The organism is Pseudomonas sp. PB3P13, assembly GCF_054897735.1.
Genome location: NZ_CM142702.1, coordinates 2,449,095 through 2,464,864, shown reverse-complemented (window position 1 = coordinate 2,464,864; position 15,770 = coordinate 2,449,095). Strand labels below are relative to the sequence as shown.

Here is a 15,770-nt window from a genome sequence, read left to right as displayed (position 1 = left end):
CGATGAAAAACGGATGACAGGTTGATGACGGTCCGGATCAAGGCAGTTGCAAGGCTTTGCTGACCTCGGCCCATGGCACGAACTTGAAGTTCTGGGTTTGTTCGGGCATGCGTTTGCGGCCGTCCTGCACCACCAGCATGCCTTGGTTCCAGGGCCCACCGAGGTTCGTGGAGGTGACTTCCAGGCCATCGGTTTCCGAGGCGCCGTCGATGCCCAGGTCGGCATTCAAACCGACTCGAAATGCCCCGCGGGGAGCGAACGGTGGCTCGGCATCCAGCAGCAGATAGCTGTCGTTGCCTTGGCTCGAAATCACCAGATAATCGCGGGTCGCGCTTTGATACAGCGCCAGCCCTTCCACATCCGCATGCAGTTGCGGCCCGACCTTGATCACGCTCGCCAACGTCGCCGGCTGATCGGCACGGGCGTCCACCGCCCACACGCCGACATCTTCTTCGCCGAGAAACAAGCGCTGCCGCTGGTCATCGGCGACACAGCCTTCAGGCTGGCTGGCAACTTTGAACTGCCGCACCAGCTCGCCGCGCACGCTGCCGTTGGGCGCGCTCAAGCGATATTGCAGGAAGGTGCCGTCCTTGCCGTTAGCGATCGCGTAGAGTTCGCCACTCGCCGGCTGAAACAGGCAGATGCCGTAGATTTCCCTGAGCGGCGTCGCAATCTCGCCGGCCTCGCGCAGCTCACCACTTTGACGATCGATACTGAACACACTGAGACTGTTGCGATCGCGATTGCTCGCCACAGCGAGGTCGACAGTCTGCTCGCCGAGTTTGAAATGGGGGCGCACATCAACGTTGTTCAGACGCCCGACCGGCAACTCCTGGAGCAACTTGCCTTGCAGATCGTAGGCCAGCAGCCCCTGCTTTTTATTGGTGCCCAACACCCGGCTCAGCGCCGGTTGCTGCGGGTGAATCCAGATCGCCGGGTCGTCTGCCGCATCGCCCTGGCGACCGACCGGATCGCTCTGGCCGAGCGGCTTGACACTCGCCAGCACCGGCGCCAATGGCTGCGGTCTGGCCCGCCAGTCAATGTCGCCTTGATACAGACGACCGTCATCATCGTCGCGCATCAGTACCTGCAAGCCTTTGGCAGTCGGCCGCACGGCGAGGGTTTCAGCTTCCTTGAGGCCGGGCAATGGCAACACTGCCTGCGCCGTCCAGCTTTCGCCCTGCTGCTGATAAAGATGCAACTGCGCGGCTTGCGGATCGAGCGCGACGATGCCACCTGGCACCAGCGCCACGGCGCCCGCAGACTGTTTGATCGTGCCGAACGGTTCGCGCATGGCCACCGGTGTACGCGTGACGTCGGCTTCGGGATGCGCCGGGTACGCCCACCAGCCGACATTCTGTTCGTTGACGATCAACTGATTGGCCCCGTCGTCGACCCGACAATCGCTGGCCGACGGTGGCAACGGCAATGCGCGCACGCGTTGCGGCTGCGGGTTCAGCGTCGAACCACTGCCCACCAGCCATTGCTCACCTTTGCCCTCCTCGCCCACCAGGAACACAAACAGGTTGCTGGCGTCGTCGCGGTACAGGCACAAGCCGTCGACCGGGTAGTCCCGCGTCGGCAGGTAAACGGGCGTTCCCCAGGTACGTCCGCCGGGATCGAGACTCACGATCAGCGCCTGTTGCCGGGCATTGTCGAGGCTGGCCACGACAGCGTGCCGGCCCGCAGCGCGGCTATCGATACCACTGAAAGAGCCCGGCAATCGCGACAATTCGCGACCTTGTGCATCGAGCAGCAGCAAGCCGTCGCGCTCGCTGGCGGCGAGGCGTTCGCTGGCCGATTCAGCCGGCAGAAACGCGACGGCGTCGACCGTCAGGTTCGCCGCCCAGGGCGTGAGTGTCAGACTCGGTGCGGCCGCCAGCGCCTGAGCCGCCATCAGGCAGATCGCTGCGCCAACGCAGTGGCGCGCGGGTAGAAATGAAGTGCTCATGAACAGGCAAATCCTTGTCGTGAGGCCGCGGCCCCGGAAAGCTTAGAAGTGAGTAAATGTCAGGCCAAGCTTGTAGGTCGGGCCGTATTCTTCGAATTGCCCGTTGTAGGAACGGTGGCCGGTGTAGACGAAATACGACTCGTCGGTGAGGTTCTGCGCCTCGAAGCTGACTTGCAGGTTTCTGCTCAGCGAATAACGGGCGCTGAAATCGACGAAGGTCTGCGCATCCACGTGCGAGTCGTGGGCCTTGTCGTTGATCGAGGCCAACTCATAGAGGTAGTCGGACTTGTAATTGGCGGACAGACGCAGGCTCAACGTGTCGTCTTCCCAACCAAGCATCAGGTTGCCGACCGTGTCGGACTGATTGGGCAAATCGATGCTGCGTTTACGGTTGATGCCACTGGCGGCGTCAAAGCCTTCGATCTCGGCATCCGAACGGCTGAAGGTGGTATTGGCGCCGATCAGCACGCCATTCCACGGCGCTGGCAACCAGTCGAATTTTTGCGAGTAGGCCAGTTCCAGGCCATACAGCTTGGCGCTGTCACCGTTGGCGAACGTGTGCGCCTCGGCGAAATCGGCCCAGGCGCCAGTGCCGGCGAGGTCGGTGTTGTAGACGAAGTTCTTGATGTCCTTATAGAAGACGAATGCCGACACCGTGCCGGCGCGCCCCATGTAATGCTCGATGCCGAGGTCCAGGTTGCTCGACTCCAGCGGCTTGAGATCCGGGTTACCGAAGGTGGCTTCGTCATCGTCGATCACAAACCCCGGCGCCAGTTGGCCGAAGGTCGGGCGCACCACGGACTTGGTCCACGCGGCGCGGACCTGGGTGTTTTTATCCAGCTGATAGCGCGCATGCAGACCCGGCAGCCAATGGTGATAACGACGTTTGGTGTCGGTGGCCTGGAACTCGCCGTCGGTGGCGCCGGTGCCCTTCGCTTCGAATTCGGTGCCCTCGTAGCGCATGCCGGCAATGAAGCGCCAGTCGTCGACGTCGACGGTGTTCATCAGATAGCTGGCGTTGATGTCTTCGCTGATCTTGAAATCGTTGACCCGGGATTCGGTCTCGTCGTAAAAATCTGCCCGGTTCAGCCCGCCGAGCAGTTGCTTGATCGCACTGCCACTGATACCCGGGCCAAACCGGCCGAGGCGGTAGTCGACGCTGCCTTTCTGAAAGCCCGACAGGTTGAGCTGGTCATCGCTGAAACCCAGATCGTCGAAGTCTTCATAGGCCCAGGCTTCGAGATCGTTGTCCTTGTTGCGCCGGCTGACCTTGCCGCCGAATTTGACCTGGGACGCATAGCCGCCGAGGTCATAGTCGCGGGCCAGGTCCAGGCGCAGGTTTTTCTCGGTGTCGGTGGTGTTCTGTTTCTCCCAGTCAACCTTGTCGAGGCTGAAACTGCTCGGGTTATAGAACGTCTGACTTACGATCGGTCGCGGCGTATCGTTGTCGTAGAAACCGCTGTCGGCCAAATCATCGATGCCGGTAAACGCGGCATTGGCGATATGACCCGGACTGTCCTCACTGGATTGGCTGTAACCGGCCTGACCGCTGAGCGTCCACAGGCCAAACATGCGCTCGCCACCGAGTACGTAAGACTGAATCTCCTGAGTCTCTTCGCGTTGTTTGAGTTTGCGTGAAACTTCGGCATCGCCGACCTCACCTGCGGCTTGTGGATCAGCGAATTCGAAGCCCGCGGCGTTACGGGTTTCGCTGTCCTTGTAGCGGCTGTAAAGCGTGCGCAGGTAATAGCTGCTGAGGTCGTCGGGTTTGTAATCGAAATTCAGCCCACCGCCGGCGCGTTCGCGGCTGATGTCGTAATCGCGTTGTTCGAATTCCTGCAGTCGCGCGCCTTGATCAAAATCCCAGGCGCCGCCGGTTTCCACGTTGTCGGAACCAAAATCGCGTTTCTGCCAGCTCAGCGCGGCCGCCACGCCGAAGTTGTCGATGCCGTCGCCAAGGCTGAAGCGGTCGCTCGCGGCGCCGGAAAATTTCGGGCTGGTCTGGTGGGTGTTCTTGTCGTAACTGGCCTCGCTGCTTCCGGTGTAGAACAGGCCCTTGTGGTCGAACGCGGAAAGACTTTTGACGTCGACGGTGCCGCCCAGCGAGTTGGCGTCCATGTCGGGCGTCAGGGTTTTGATCACCGACAGCGACTGCACCAGTTCCGAGGGCAACACATCCAGCGCGACGGCGCGGCGCTCGCTCTCCGGCGATGGCACCAGCGTGCCGTTGATGGTCACGCTGTTAAGGTCCGGGCCCAGCCCCCGCACGCTGACAAACCGCCCTTCCCCCTGATCCCGCTCAACGCTGACACCCGGCAGGCGCTGCACCGCTTCGGCGACGTTTTCGTCCGGCAACTGGGCCATGCCGTCAGCGTGCACCACGCTCTTGATGCTGTCGGAACTGCGCTGTTCCTTGAGCGCTTGGTCGATGCTCGCCGCTTGCCCGACCACTTCGACATGCTCTGTGTTCGCGACGGCGTCGGCCGCGCTCAAGCGTTCACTGACAATGGCCAGGGTCAAAGCGGTCAGCGTGAACCCGAGCACGCCTGCGCTGCTGCTGCGCTTGTACATGAATGTTCTCCCCCGCAAATCCGCTAACGCCAGGCAAGAGACCCGGCAACTGGAAGCGCAAGCTAGGGTCGACGGATGACCGTTCTGTGACAGGCAATGGGCGCGAAGCCTTCAAAACAGGGTTTTGCGTAGGTTGAAGCGGGCAAATGAGCTGAAATGACCTGAGCCGAGCGCTGACTTTGTGGAGAGGGATTTTTGTGGCGAGGGGGTTTACCCCCGTTGGAGTGCGAAGCGCTCCCCGTCAAACCCGCGGTGGCGGCCGCTACGCGACCGAACGGGGGTAAACCCCCTCGCCACAGTTTCACCAGGCAGAAAAATAACGTTGCGCCGCGAGCTGATTCGACCTCCCCGCCTCGTCACCCCACTGTCACAAACATCTGCTGTGCTGACGCGCATCGCTTTACTTCAAAGGACCCGCAGACATGTGCTCAGTGCTCAAACCCCATCGTTGGAAACTCGCCACGCTGTTGCTGGCGGCCAACGCCGGATTGCTGTTGCACCTGGCCTGCGGCGAACTGAAAAGCGTCAGCGAATGGATCTGGCTCGATATTGTCGGCGAAGGCGGTTCTGCGCTGCTGGCGCTGATCTGGCTGGGCCTGGTACTTAAAAGCCGCCCGGCCGGACGCGTCACCAATTATCTGGCGCTGGGCTTGAGCGGGATCTTTTTTTCCTGGTGGATCGACAGCCTCGACGAATTCATCCGCCTGCCCGACAGCATCACCTGGGACCACTGGCTGGAATCCGGCCCCATGCCGGTGGGCATGATTTTGCTGACCATCGGGATTTATCACTGGCACCGCGAACAACTGGCGATCGGTACACAAATGGAAAAACGCGAAAAGCTCTTCCGCGAACATCGGTTGTTCGACAAAGTCACGCCATTGGGCGGTGCCGATTACCTCAAGCGTCAATTGATCGCCAGCCTGGAGGACAGCCAACGCCACCAGCAGCCACTGTCATTGCTTGCGGTGGACGTCGATAACTTCACTGCCATCAATCAATCCTTCGGGCATGCCGAAGGCGACGCGGTGTTGCAGGCGCTCAGTCATTTGCTGCTGCTCAATTTGCGCCGTCAGGACTTGCTCTGCCGACTGGCCGGCGACCGTTTTGTGGTGCTGCTGCCCCATACCGGCGAAACCCAGGCACGCCTGCTGGCGCTGGAGCTGCAACACGCCGTGCAAAGCCTGGCGCACAAAACCCGCCAACACGGCGAGCGCGTGCAGTTGTCCGCCAGCACGGCGGTGGTCATGGCGCTCAACGAGGCGCCGGATGCGTTGCTCAAACGCCTCAACCTCGCGCTGGCCAGGGCCAAACAACCACTGGCCAAAACCGCCTGAGGCGCGCCCATGACGCTTAAGACGACGTGGTACGAGAACGACAGCCGTTTCATTCCCGGCCACTATCAACCGGCAACCCTGATCGATCTTGCGTTGTCCCGCGACATCGACAGTCATCGCCTGCTACGCGGCACCGGGCTGTTCCATGAGGACATTCTGGCCGGTCAGACCCGCCTCAGCCCTCAGCAGTTTCTCGGGCTGATCAGCAACAGTCGGCGCCTGCTGGATGCCGATGACAGCAGTTTCCTGTTCGGCCAACGTTTGTTGCCGGGTCATTACGGCCCGGCCAGTCATGCCCTGCGTCATGCGCAAAATCTGCACCAGGCACTCGACACCCTCGTACGGCAACCGGCACTGCTCAGCCCTCTGGCAGCGCCTCGGCTGGTGCTCGATGAAAAGCACGCCTACCTCTATTGGCTGGACAGTTGCGGCGCGACAGAACAATGGCGTTTTCTGCTGGAAGCGAGCATGACCTCGCTGATCGCGATGAGTCGCGCACTCAGCGGTCAGCGCCTGCCATGGGAATGCAGTTTCAGCCACGCCGAGCCGCGTTATGTCGAACAGTATTGGGTGCACCTGGGTGAACACACCCAGTTCCGGCGCCCACTGGACTTCATGCGAATCCCTCGGGAATACCTGGCGATGACGTGGCCCGGCGCCTCGGCCACTGCCGGCCAGGTTGTGCGCCAGGAAGCTCAACTGCAGATAGAGCAGTTAGGTTTTGCCGTCAGCTTTGTCGATTGCTTCTATCGTTATCTGCAAACCCACATTCGCCAGGCGCCGAGCCTTGAGCAGGTCGCGTCGGCATTCGCCATGAGCCCCGCCACCCTCAAGCGAAAACTGCACAAACACGAGACGGGTTTCCAGCAGCAAGTGGATCGGGTGCGCAAACACGTGGCACTGTACTTGTACCAGGTCAAAGGCTTTAGCAACGAACAAGTGGCGGACTATCTGAGTTTTACCGACGCGGCGAATTTCAGAAGATCGTTCAAACGCTGGACCGGCAGCACACCGAATTTGATCCGTCAGCTGTTCAGTTCGGGGTGACCACTCAGTCCAGAAAGTGGACGCAGAATGCGTCGAAGTGCCATTCGTCGGCCCATGGAACCCATGCTAAAAATGACCGGTCTGACTGGCTTAGCGATTGCACTGGCCGTCCATAGCAGCCATGGAACGTCGAAATTCTGACGCGGCAGCTATTTTTCATTAACGTATAACGACTCCAGCAAAACGCTTGGCCAGTCACCGGGAGATTCAACGTGTCAACTCTTAGCGAAATCGCAGCGAACCACGCGAAAATGGCGAAGGCCCAAGTAGAGGAGTCGCTTGCAGTTTCCAAGCGTCAAATCCAGATCGTAGGCGGCTTTGAGATGATGACCCCCGATGAAGCATCGCACGTGACGCTGCATTACATCGACTGCCCGCAGGAAGAGCATTCGCACTTGTTAGTCGCGAAATCGCCAGCGACGGGACATCTGATCAGTCATCAGCAGGCAGTCTGACGGCTCTGGAATGTAGCCGGGCTGACCGCAGTCGCGAAAAGCTCGCAATAAAAAGCCCGGCGCAATTGGCCGGGCTTGTTCATTTGGATTGTTCTTCAGGTGCCTGGATGCTCGGGGGAAACCGAATCAGCGGCATCCACATCCGCCATATCTTCTTCAAGGGCTGCGTCATCTTCAGCAGGCCGTTGTTTCTGCGCCTCATGGGTCTTGGAATCATGGCCCGTTTCGTTGTCGGTACCGACCGTTACATGCTGCTGCGAGACGTTGCCAGGGGCCTTCTCATCAATGTCCATGCTCACTCTCCGATCTAAATTGCGCGGGATGTCCGTGCTTACACATCAGAGAGGACGACTGCTGGCGAGTGCCCTGGAAGGGACGAACGGCATACGGATCATAGCGACTTATTAGCAAGATCCGGGCGGAATGCCTTCCTTGTTGAAGTCTTTCAAACGCTCGCGCTCTTGCTCGGTGGAATGCGCCGGAGTGTCATCGTTGGGTTGCTCTTTCTTCTTTTCGTCAGTCATGGCAAACCCTCCTCGTTGTGGGTGCGTTTTTCCAGTCTCAAGCCACTTTCAGTGCCTCGATACACACGCGCCCATCAGCCATCCGATGAAGATATTCGCGCCACTTCCTGAAGGCTTGTTGCTGCCGGCAGGCGGCATCCTGCCACTGCGCGCTACCGATGAGTTCGACCGGGATCGACATCATCTGCTCAGTCGCAAAATCAAGCTCATCAACGAGCTCACGGCCGTTGGGCATATCGAGAATTAGAGATCGCATAGAAACCTTCTTTTAGGGCTACTAGATCGACTCTCCAAGTGACTGTTCGTGCTGGGATTCCGACGAACGGACTAAATTTTCGGGAAGTGTTTTGTTCGCCGGCGGAGCGCGTTCAGGGTGGGGATGGGGATCGCGCGGGTGAACGATCGATACGTCGTGCGGCATGGCGCTCAGTGCGACGAAACGTAGCGGGAAGTCGACGCAGGCGCAGGAAGCGCGTAGGTGGCTTTCATCCTTGCGATTTCCGCATGGGGCGTGCGGCCGAAGAATCGCTTGAATTCACGGCTGAACTGCGACGGGCTTTCATAGCCGACGCTGAATGCCGCCGATGAGGCTGACACGTCGTTGCGCAGCATCAGCAGGCGGGCCTGATGCAGGCGGGTCGATTTCAGGTATTGCATCGGTGAAGAATCGGTGACGGTTCGGAAATGCAGATGGAAGTTGGGCACACTCATGCTCGCCTCCTGCGCGAGGGCCTCGACGTCCAGCCGCTCCTGATAGCAGCTGTGGATCTTGCGAATGGCACGCGTCACTTTTGCGAAATGTCCCCGTGCGCCAAGCGCTGCGCGCATCGATCCGCCCTGCTCACCGGCGATGATGCGGTAATAGATTTCTCGCACCAGCGACGGACCGAGTATCTGCGCGTCGACCGGATGGCTCATGGCTTCGATAAAGCGCAGTGTCGACTCGCTGAGCATCTCGTCCATGGGTGAGGAGTAGATACCTCTGGGGCGGGCGTGACTCGGACCGAAAGTGTCATCGATTTCCATGATCAGTTCGCCGGCCAGCTTGAAATCCAGTTGCATGTAAATCGCCAGCATTGGCTCTTCCTCACTGGCGTCGGTTTCCATGGTGAATGGCACCGGCACCGAAACCACCAGGTAGTGCCGGGCGTCGTAAACGTAGACGTCGTCACCCAGATAACCGAGCTTGCGCCCCTGACACAGGATCACGATTCCCGGCTCGTAGAGCACCGGCGTTCGGGTCAGCGGACGGTTGGAGCGCAAAAAACGGACATCATCCAGCGGGCTCAGATTATAGCCTTCCAGCGGTGCCAGCTGTTTCATCAGCTCGACCATGCGCCGAGTACGCTCGGTACTGTGGTTCATATGCCCCCTTTTTCCGACGCTCAATTGTCCGTGGAGCGGGTCAGTGATTCCCATTGATCGATTTCTCTCGACGACTGCGCGAGCTTCTCGCGCACCAGCTTCAGCGCATCGCTGCCTAGCAGCAAGTGGGCCGGCGGGTTGGCGCTCTCGATCAACTGCAGTATGGCGTGTGCAGCCTTTTGCGGATCGCCGGGCTGCTTGCCGCTCTTCTCTTCACGCGCCTGGCGAATCGGGTTGAAGCTGGCATCGTAGTCGGCAATGCTGCGTGGCGTACGCTGCATCGAGCGGCCCGCCCAGTCGGTGCGAAACGAGCCAGGCGCCACTGCCGTGACAAAGATGTTGAACGGGCTGAGTTCCTTGCTCAGGGTGTCGGAAATACCTTCCAGCGCAAACTTGCTGGCGCAATAGTAGGCGATGCCCGGCATGGTAATGGTGCCTCCCATGGAAGTGATGTTGATGATGTGGCCGCTGCGGCGCTGGCGGAAGTACGGCACGAGCGCCTTTGTCACCGCGACAGCACCGAATACGTTGACGTCGAACTGACGGCGCATTTCTTCCAGCGGCGACTCTTCGAAAATCCCTTCGTGACCGTAGCCGGCGTTGTTCACCAGAACATCCACCGGGCCGTAGCAGCTGTGCATTTCGGCGACGACGCGGTCGATTCGCTCAAAATCGGTGACGTCAAGAATGACCGCGTGGGCGTCGGGTGACAGAGACTCGAACGCCTCCACCGCGGCCTGGTTGCGGACCGTGCCGATGACCCGGTACCCGACAGCGAGTGCCGCGGTGGCCAGGGCCTTGCCGAAGCCACTGCTGATCCCGGTAATGAACAAGGTTTTGTAAGCACTCATTGGAAATTCCTCTGGGTTCAATGAGGCTCAGGGTAGTGAAATCACTGATCCAGACCTATGCCGGGAAATCCGTGAGTCTTGCCTGTTTCTATCTGGACCGGGAGCATGCGCCAAATGAGTCGATGGTGTCTTTTCCAGCGTACGCGACGACAGAGACGCGGACACCCTTATAGGCGGTTGCCCAGCGCTCCGCGGAATTAACATCCGCGACAACCCGTTTTGTGACCTTAAATTTGCGATGAGCAAAGGTGGCAGACTGCTGTAAATATTCGTGAGCTTCACTGTCGCGGAGCATCTGATAGATGCCCGCGTTCTGCTCCGCCTCTACGCCAAGGCGCCGGTTGAGCACCACTTAGATGCCCCCCAACTCGAGGTCGTAGCGCTCCTTAACGGTGCTCAATGGCTCGACAGCTGCCCAGTTGCGTCCATCCCAGAATGAAAGATAGGTGGCGTCATAACCAACCGCCTTGGTGATCTCGCACCTGTCCTCAAAGCTGGAGGTGCCCATAGAGCTATAGAAACATCACGCCTCCCATTGCTACTCGCTACTCCCCCGTTTGACGTATTGCCTTCTCAGTTCGCTGACGTCCTGCATGAGCAAGCTTGCTTACACCAGCTTCCTTGGCAACCGCGTATATCAAGGACTCCCCTTCGTGGCCCCTCTGAACCATCTCATCGACCAAAGCGCGCAGTTCTTGCAGGCACATTTCAGATAGCCCTCTTGTGAAATTTTCGTCGCCAGGCTTACGGAAGACGACACTGGTGCGCCCTCAATCAGGGCTTTTTTTAATCGGTATTAAAGATTTGGCTCTTGGCCTGAATTGCGCAGATAGGCCCAGTCGACATCGGGCCGGAGCTCTTCACAGGTCACCGCCCTGCTCGACTCCCGCTCAAGATTGATGGCGAGGCCTGGACCTGCCCGGCGAAAGCCATGGGCGATTTGTTTAAGGTTCCCGGCACTGGTGCCGCTGCGCTTGGCCAACGATTCCGCCGAGGGTGTGTCGAGGGACCGGATGAGTTCGAGTAGCGTCATGTTTGTCTCCGAAAGAAGCTCGGATTACATTTTGCTAATCTTAATAACAATAGCATTTATAATTTACTGTTTGCTAACGCAGGGACACTATTCGCCTATGAATATCAAAACTCTTCGGGTCGACGCGCTGCGGCGCGTCATCGGCCCACTCAGCCAGAAAGACTTCGCCGACCTGCACGATTTGGACGCTTCGTATTTGTCACAGATCCTCAATGGGCACCGCTCATTGGGCGAGAAGGCAGCGCACAACCTTGAGAATAAAATCGGGCTCACGCCTGGTGTGCTGGTCAACCCAAATGGGCACAGGCCGGCGCTCATCGAAGGTGAGTACACTCGCCAGGATGTGGTGCGAGAGGCGGCGTCGGCCCGCCAAGCCCTTCAGGACAAGGCTACGCCGCGAGCAGTTGCGGTTATCGAGAAGCTCGCCAGGGCCGCGGCGAAGGGAAGACTCAAGGAGTCGGACTTGGTTCTGATTGAGGGCATAGCCGCCCTGCTTGAGAAGGCCAACGCTGAAAAGCCTTGAGCCAGATGCAGAAAGCCCGGCGCTTGGCCGGGCTTCAAGGTAATCATCAATTCAAACGGCGTTGAGTCGCTCAACCATGTCAGGGAAGCGCTGAACCAATTTAATCAGTAGCGCTGCCTGGGCATTTGGTTTGGATTTCGATTGCTCCCAGTTCTTCAGCGTGTCAGGACTGGTCCTGATTTGCCGGGCGAAAACCGGCTGCGACATGTGAAGATTCTCCCGGATGGAAACGATCTCAGCAGCCGTCACCTCTGGAGGTGCAAGAGCCTCCACTTCGTACTGACGAAGTGTGATCTTCCCCTGCCGGTGCTCGCCCATCTCGTTTACGCCTTGCATCAGCTCAGCAAACAGATCGCGCTTTTTCATTTCCCACCTCGTTTTTTCAGCTCTGCATCAATAGCAGCCTTCAATGCCTTCTCCTGAGCAGCAGTCAGGTTCGCCATCTCATCCTTGTCATAGATCGAAAACATCCAAAACTGGCCATCATTAAGCAACCAGTAATAAATCACACGAAGTCCGCCACGCTTCCCCTTGCCGCGGCGATTGTCCTGCCAGCGGAGCTTTCTGAAGCCGCCGGTACGTGGCATTACATCACCGGCCTCAGGATTCGCCTGCATTTCCGTCTGGAGCTGCCGATATTCATCGTCAGTCAGATAGTCACCTACCGTGGCGGTGAAGCTTGTCGTTTCAAAGAAGACTGTTTTCATTGAGATAAAGTATACGCAAGTTGCTTACATTTAAAAAGCGTAGCTGCATGACTCATTCTGCCAACTCGCTGCCACGCCATTAAGGATTACTGAGGCTTTGACGAAAAGCCCGGCGCTGGGCCGGGCTCTCTTCATTGCTACGCCAACAAGTCTGCGTCTCGCTCCCGCCACAGAGCTTCCAATTTCGTCAGGCCCTTCCCTGTGATCAGTGTGGAGCACGTTGGGATCGTCCCGTCGATTGGATGCTCGAAGGTGCCCAGCTTCACATCCAGCAGGCCGGCCTCGATCTTCGACTGGTACGGCTCGTTCGAGCGGGTCACCCACCCTTTCTGCCGCATGAACTGCAGCAGTCTGGTGCGGCCGGTGCCGATGATCTTCGCGGCCTGGGCGGCGTTGTAGGTCTTGTGCGACACCACAACCATGTCGTGAAAGGCTACCTTGGCAGCGTCCTGTTCTACCTTCACTTCCAGCTCGTGGTTCTCCTTGGAGAGTTCAGTGTTGTCAGCTTCCAAGGCAACGACCTTGCGGACGTTGTCGGTCAGGAGCGCGAGCAAGACCTTGGGGTCATTCAGGCTGGAAATGTCGAAGGCAGGCATTGCTGACATCTCTTCCTGTTCCTGCCAGCGATCAACCAGGCGGGCCGTGAATTCTGGACATAGTTGGGCAACGACAATGAAGCTGTCTCGCTTGCAGAGCAGATACTCAGAAGCGCGACAGCCAAGGCTGTCGAGGTATTCCCCCACTGGGGGAAGAGCGATCACCGGCTTATCATTGCCATCGAGACGCGCGGCAAGACGCTCAATGGACTGCTTCACCTTGTCGTGTCGCGAACCCACTAGCTCTGCGATCTCGCACGATGACATTTGTTGCGCCACGTTATGCGATTGCAGAAAACGTGGCGCGCCATCAGAAAGCTGCTCAGATTGAATGGAGGAAGTAATCATTGCGCAACCTCCAGGCCTTCACGGGTAGAGTCAACAATCGCTTTAGCCAAATCTACTGACCGAAATAGGAGCCAAACCTGGCTCGGTTGTATGCCATCCGTCCCCATGGCTGCACCTTCAAGTGAAGACATAAGCGCGCTCAGTATGCAGGACGCTTCTTCAAGGGCATCTCCAGCCGGAATTCCCGATCGGACAGCAAACAGCTCCTGCTGCTCTACATTGCATCTGGCAAATGAATGCTCCACCGCCGCCGGCCCCCTAAAAGCGCCATCATTGAGTTTTTCGTTTACTTCGGTATGCTCGTTCATGTGAATGTCCTTCAAAATATTCGCATCCAAAGCCCTGGCGTCTCGTAAACGCCGGGGCTTTCTTTAATTTTCAATCGTTTTCTCCTTATCGCGCTCCCTTCCCCTCAAACGCAACGCTTCTTCAACCAGCAATCCAAGCTCCGCGTTGATGCTCCGCCGGTTTTCTTCGCTAACTCCCCTACCCTGCTTTCAAACCCCTACTGGCAACCTCAACGAAAATGCTGCCAGAGTCAAAGGCCGATCCCCCAACTCGGAAATACTGGCGCGCCTGGAAACCTCTTTCACAGATGCAGCACTGCCGGCAGAAGAAACCAGAAAACGTTTCGATGAACTCACATATGCAATTCGTCATTTCGAAGGCAGCTTAAACAGGGGCTTTAACCATCTAGCAACTACTGTTTATTAAATCGCCAAACAACGACATCAGACCGAAGTAAACAATAATCTTTCGGCTCTGGATAACAAGCCCAACCAACCTAGATACAAAAATTTCTGACCCCGACCCCGACGCAGAAGCCCCTACAGCTAAACGAGTTACAAGAACGAAAAAAACTAAAAAAACCATAATAAGATGACTTTCGCCGTGTTTTTACATCGTCTACTTCAATATTAATCAGTCGATGATGACGAGCACAGACGTAGAATGAACGCAAAGTTATGCACAGGCTAGCCCCGCACCGATGGTAATGGGTCACCCATTCAGCAAAACCGACCAGACTGAAAAGACAAAAGCTAGAAAAATAAAGGCCTAGGAATGGGTGACCTATTATTTTGACCTTATTGCACCGCTTCCCTTCCCGCGCCAGCCAATCACGGTTGCCAGACGCTTTACCCGTAAACCAGATTTCTTCATAGAACCGACATCAGAGTCCCCTCGAGATTTCAGCCACTCGAGAACGAGACTCTGAGCCCCTCTCCCCCCAGGACCAGACGGATCGCGAGTTCCATTATCAGTAACCGCTTGCCAGCACTGGAAAGCCTCGTATAGCCCTTTCGGGTGAACCGGATTTTCAGGGTTGAAGCATTTCAAAAACACATCGAGCTCCGCGCTCAACAGCTCAATCTGCGCATCCTTTTCTTGGATTTTTCTATCCTTGGCTCGGAGCTCGTTATAAAGATTTCGGCTATCATCGACTGAGGCTTTCTCCTTAGCTTTGAGCTCGACAATTAAGGACTCAGCCTCGGCAAGGCGGTTTCCAACCTCCAGTAAAGCAAGCCGATCTTCGGTAGAGCGCACGATTAACGTGTCACTATCGAGCTCAGCTAGCCCATCATGGTGTTGATGACTTCGCGCCTGAGGCTCCTGTCTCTTTGGCACATTTGTATAATCTGAAATTAACTCGCCACTCTGCAAGCGAGCTTTTTTTTCAGCGTCACTCACTTGTCGATCGAACCACTCCCGATTGACCATGACCTTATTTGAATCAATCGGCCCCTGGGGAGTTTCAAACAACGCAGGTACGTGCCTATCGGTCGCCCTTCTGAAATATTCAGATAATTCCGAATAAGTAATCGGTATAGCCAAAACAGCGTTTTTGGTGCCTTTGATATAGATGGTTTCGGGATTAAACTCTGCATCAGGCTGAACAATTGAAGATAATCGCTCAGCAATATATGCAAGCAAAGCAGGGTTCCTTCCCTTGGCATCGGAGCAGGATACATCCAGCGAAACGTACTCTTGCATCAATGCTCCTCCCTTATCGAAAACCAAGCTTGCGGCTAAGCACTGTCTATCCAACCAGCGATGGCACTCAGTCTAACCAGCCCGTTAGCAAAATGTAATAGCCCTACGGCGCATCCGAGGAACACACCATGGACGACCGGGCTCGCAGGCGTTGAGGCCGGCACATGGGTTGGTACAGTCAGCACTGCTGGCTGGCATGGTTCGGTTAAGTAAGGTATTGATGCCGTCTCATACAGGAGGCGGGATGAACACGAATAAGCTGCTGAAGCTTCTGATAGCAACCAATCTGCTCACGCTGGTACTGGCAAGTGCATCCGTATACTTTTCAATGGAAGCTAGGGACTCAGCTGATGACGCATACTCTGCGGCTGAATCCGCCAGCAGCTATGCGCGTGACATCCTCCAGAACCAATGAGCCAATTCATGTTGGGTTATTGCAGTATCGTCTGCTAATTGCGAATTAGCTGACC

Annotated in this window: 18 protein-coding genes; 6 read left to right on the top strand and 12 right to left on the bottom strand. The window is 57.3% G+C overall.

Going from position 1 to position 15,770, the window contains the following annotated elements:
- Nucleotides 1-37: 37 nt before the first annotated feature.
- Together ACYZT1_RS11495 and ACYZT1_RS11490 are read right to left on the bottom strand one after the other, a co-directional pair.
- Entirely contained in the window at nt 38-1,897 is a 1,860-nt protein-coding gene (locus ACYZT1_RS11495) for a phytase (protein ID WP_462019227.1), read from the bottom strand.
- Between the two features lie 96 nt (nt 1,898-1,993).
- Nucleotides 1,994-4,522, bottom strand: a complete 2,529-nt coding sequence (locus ACYZT1_RS11490; RefSeq protein ID WP_462019020.1) for a TonB-dependent receptor — start codon at nt 4,520-4,522, stop codon at nt 1,994-1,996.
- A gap of 422 nt (nt 4,523-4,944) precedes the next feature.
- On the opposite strand from ACYZT1_RS11490, the gene ACYZT1_RS11485 reads away from it, so the two are divergent.
- The 3 genes from ACYZT1_RS11485 (at nt 4,945) to ACYZT1_RS11475 (ending at nt 7,361) form a co-directional block, all read left to right on the top strand.
- Nucleotides 4,945-5,859 (top strand): GGDEF domain-containing protein, encoded by a 915-nt coding sequence (locus tag ACYZT1_RS11485; protein ID WP_462019019.1) that lies wholly within the window; start codon nt 4,945-4,947, stop codon nt 5,857-5,859.
- 9 nt (nt 5,860-5,868) lie between these two features.
- Nucleotides 5,869-6,906 carry an AraC family transcriptional regulator gene (locus tag ACYZT1_RS11480; RefSeq protein ID WP_462019018.1) on the top strand — a complete coding sequence of 346 codons (1,038 nt, stop codon included), beginning with the start codon at nt 5,869-5,871 and terminating at the stop codon, nt 6,904-6,906.
- Between the two features lie 212 nt (nt 6,907-7,118).
- Entirely contained in the window at nt 7,119-7,361 is a 243-nt protein-coding gene (locus ACYZT1_RS11475) for a hypothetical protein (RefSeq protein WP_462019017.1), read from the top strand.
- A 95-nt stretch (nt 7,362-7,456) separates the two neighbouring features.
- Here ACYZT1_RS11475 and ACYZT1_RS11470 read toward each other — a convergent pair whose 3' ends face one another.
- From ACYZT1_RS11470 to ACYZT1_RS11450, 5 genes are all read right to left on the bottom strand, one after another.
- Nucleotides 7,457-7,654, bottom strand: a complete 198-nt coding sequence (locus tag ACYZT1_RS11470; RefSeq protein ID WP_462019016.1) for a hypothetical protein — start codon at nt 7,652-7,654, stop codon at nt 7,457-7,459.
- 268 nt (nt 7,655-7,922) lie between these two features.
- Entirely contained in the window at nt 7,923-8,141 is a 219-nt protein-coding gene (locus ACYZT1_RS11465; protein WP_462019015.1) for a hypothetical protein, read from the bottom strand.
- Between the two features lie 170 nt (nt 8,142-8,311).
- On the bottom strand, nt 8,312-9,250 hold the full coding sequence (locus ACYZT1_RS11460) for an AraC family transcriptional regulator (protein ID WP_462019014.1): 939 nt from the start codon (nt 9,248-9,250) through the stop codon (nt 8,312-8,314).
- A 20-nt stretch (nt 9,251-9,270) separates the two neighbouring features.
- Nucleotides 9,271-10,101 carry an oxidoreductase gene (locus ACYZT1_RS11455; protein WP_462019013.1) on the bottom strand — a complete coding sequence of 277 codons (831 nt, stop codon included), beginning with the start codon at nt 10,099-10,101 and terminating at the stop codon, nt 9,271-9,273.
- A 796-nt stretch (nt 10,102-10,897) separates the two neighbouring features.
- Entirely contained in the window at nt 10,898-11,134 is a 237-nt protein-coding gene (locus tag ACYZT1_RS11450) for a YdaS family helix-turn-helix protein (RefSeq protein ID WP_462019012.1), read from the bottom strand.
- A 97-nt stretch (nt 11,135-11,231) separates the two neighbouring features.
- On the opposite strand from ACYZT1_RS11450, the gene ACYZT1_RS11445 reads away from it, so the two are divergent.
- Nucleotides 11,232-11,657, top strand: coding sequence for a hypothetical protein (locus tag ACYZT1_RS11445; RefSeq protein WP_462019011.1), 426 nt, complete (start codon nt 11,232-11,234; stop codon nt 11,655-11,657).
- Between the two features lie 51 nt (nt 11,658-11,708).
- Here ACYZT1_RS11445 and ACYZT1_RS11440 read toward each other — a convergent pair whose 3' ends face one another.
- The 4 genes from ACYZT1_RS11440 to ACYZT1_RS11425 form a co-directional block, all read right to left on the bottom strand.
- Nucleotides 11,709-12,023, bottom strand: a complete 315-nt coding sequence (locus ACYZT1_RS11440; protein ID WP_462019010.1) for a helix-turn-helix domain-containing protein — start codon at nt 12,021-12,023, stop codon at nt 11,709-11,711.
- On the bottom strand, nt 12,020-12,364 hold the full coding sequence (locus ACYZT1_RS11435) for a toxin (RefSeq protein ID WP_462019009.1): 345 nt from the start codon (nt 12,362-12,364) through the stop codon (nt 12,020-12,022). Before ACYZT1_RS11435 ends, ACYZT1_RS11440 begins: the two co-directional genes overlap by 4 nt.
- 137 nt (nt 12,365-12,501) lie before the next feature.
- Nucleotides 12,502-13,308: a phage antirepressor KilAC domain-containing protein gene (locus ACYZT1_RS11430; RefSeq protein WP_462019008.1), complete on the bottom strand. Its 807-nt coding sequence runs from the start codon at nt 13,306-13,308 to the stop codon at nt 12,502-12,504.
- On the bottom strand, nt 13,305-13,616 hold the full coding sequence (locus ACYZT1_RS11425; RefSeq protein ID WP_462019007.1) for a DUF3077 domain-containing protein: 312 nt from the start codon (nt 13,614-13,616) through the stop codon (nt 13,305-13,307). Before ACYZT1_RS11425 ends, ACYZT1_RS11430 begins: the two co-directional genes overlap by 4 nt.
- Before the next feature lie 148 nt (nt 13,617-13,764).
- On the opposite strand from ACYZT1_RS11425, the gene ACYZT1_RS11420 reads away from it, so the two are divergent.
- Nucleotides 13,765-14,022: an Arc family DNA-binding protein gene (locus ACYZT1_RS11420; protein ID WP_462019006.1), complete on the top strand. Its 258-nt coding sequence runs from the start codon at nt 13,765-13,767 to the stop codon at nt 14,020-14,022.
- A 360-nt stretch (nt 14,023-14,382) separates the two neighbouring features.
- Here the strand turns inward: ACYZT1_RS11420 and ACYZT1_RS11415 are convergent, their stop codons facing one another.
- Nucleotides 14,383-15,300, bottom strand: coding sequence for a hypothetical protein (locus tag ACYZT1_RS11415; protein WP_462019005.1), 918 nt, complete (start codon nt 15,298-15,300; stop codon nt 14,383-14,385).
- 244 nt (nt 15,301-15,544) lie between these two features.
- Between ACYZT1_RS11415 and ACYZT1_RS11410 the strand changes: the two genes are divergently transcribed.
- Nucleotides 15,545-15,715, top strand: a complete 171-nt coding sequence (locus ACYZT1_RS11410; RefSeq protein WP_462019004.1) for a hypothetical protein — start codon at nt 15,545-15,547, stop codon at nt 15,713-15,715.
- Nucleotides 15,716-15,770: the final 55 nt, after the last annotated feature.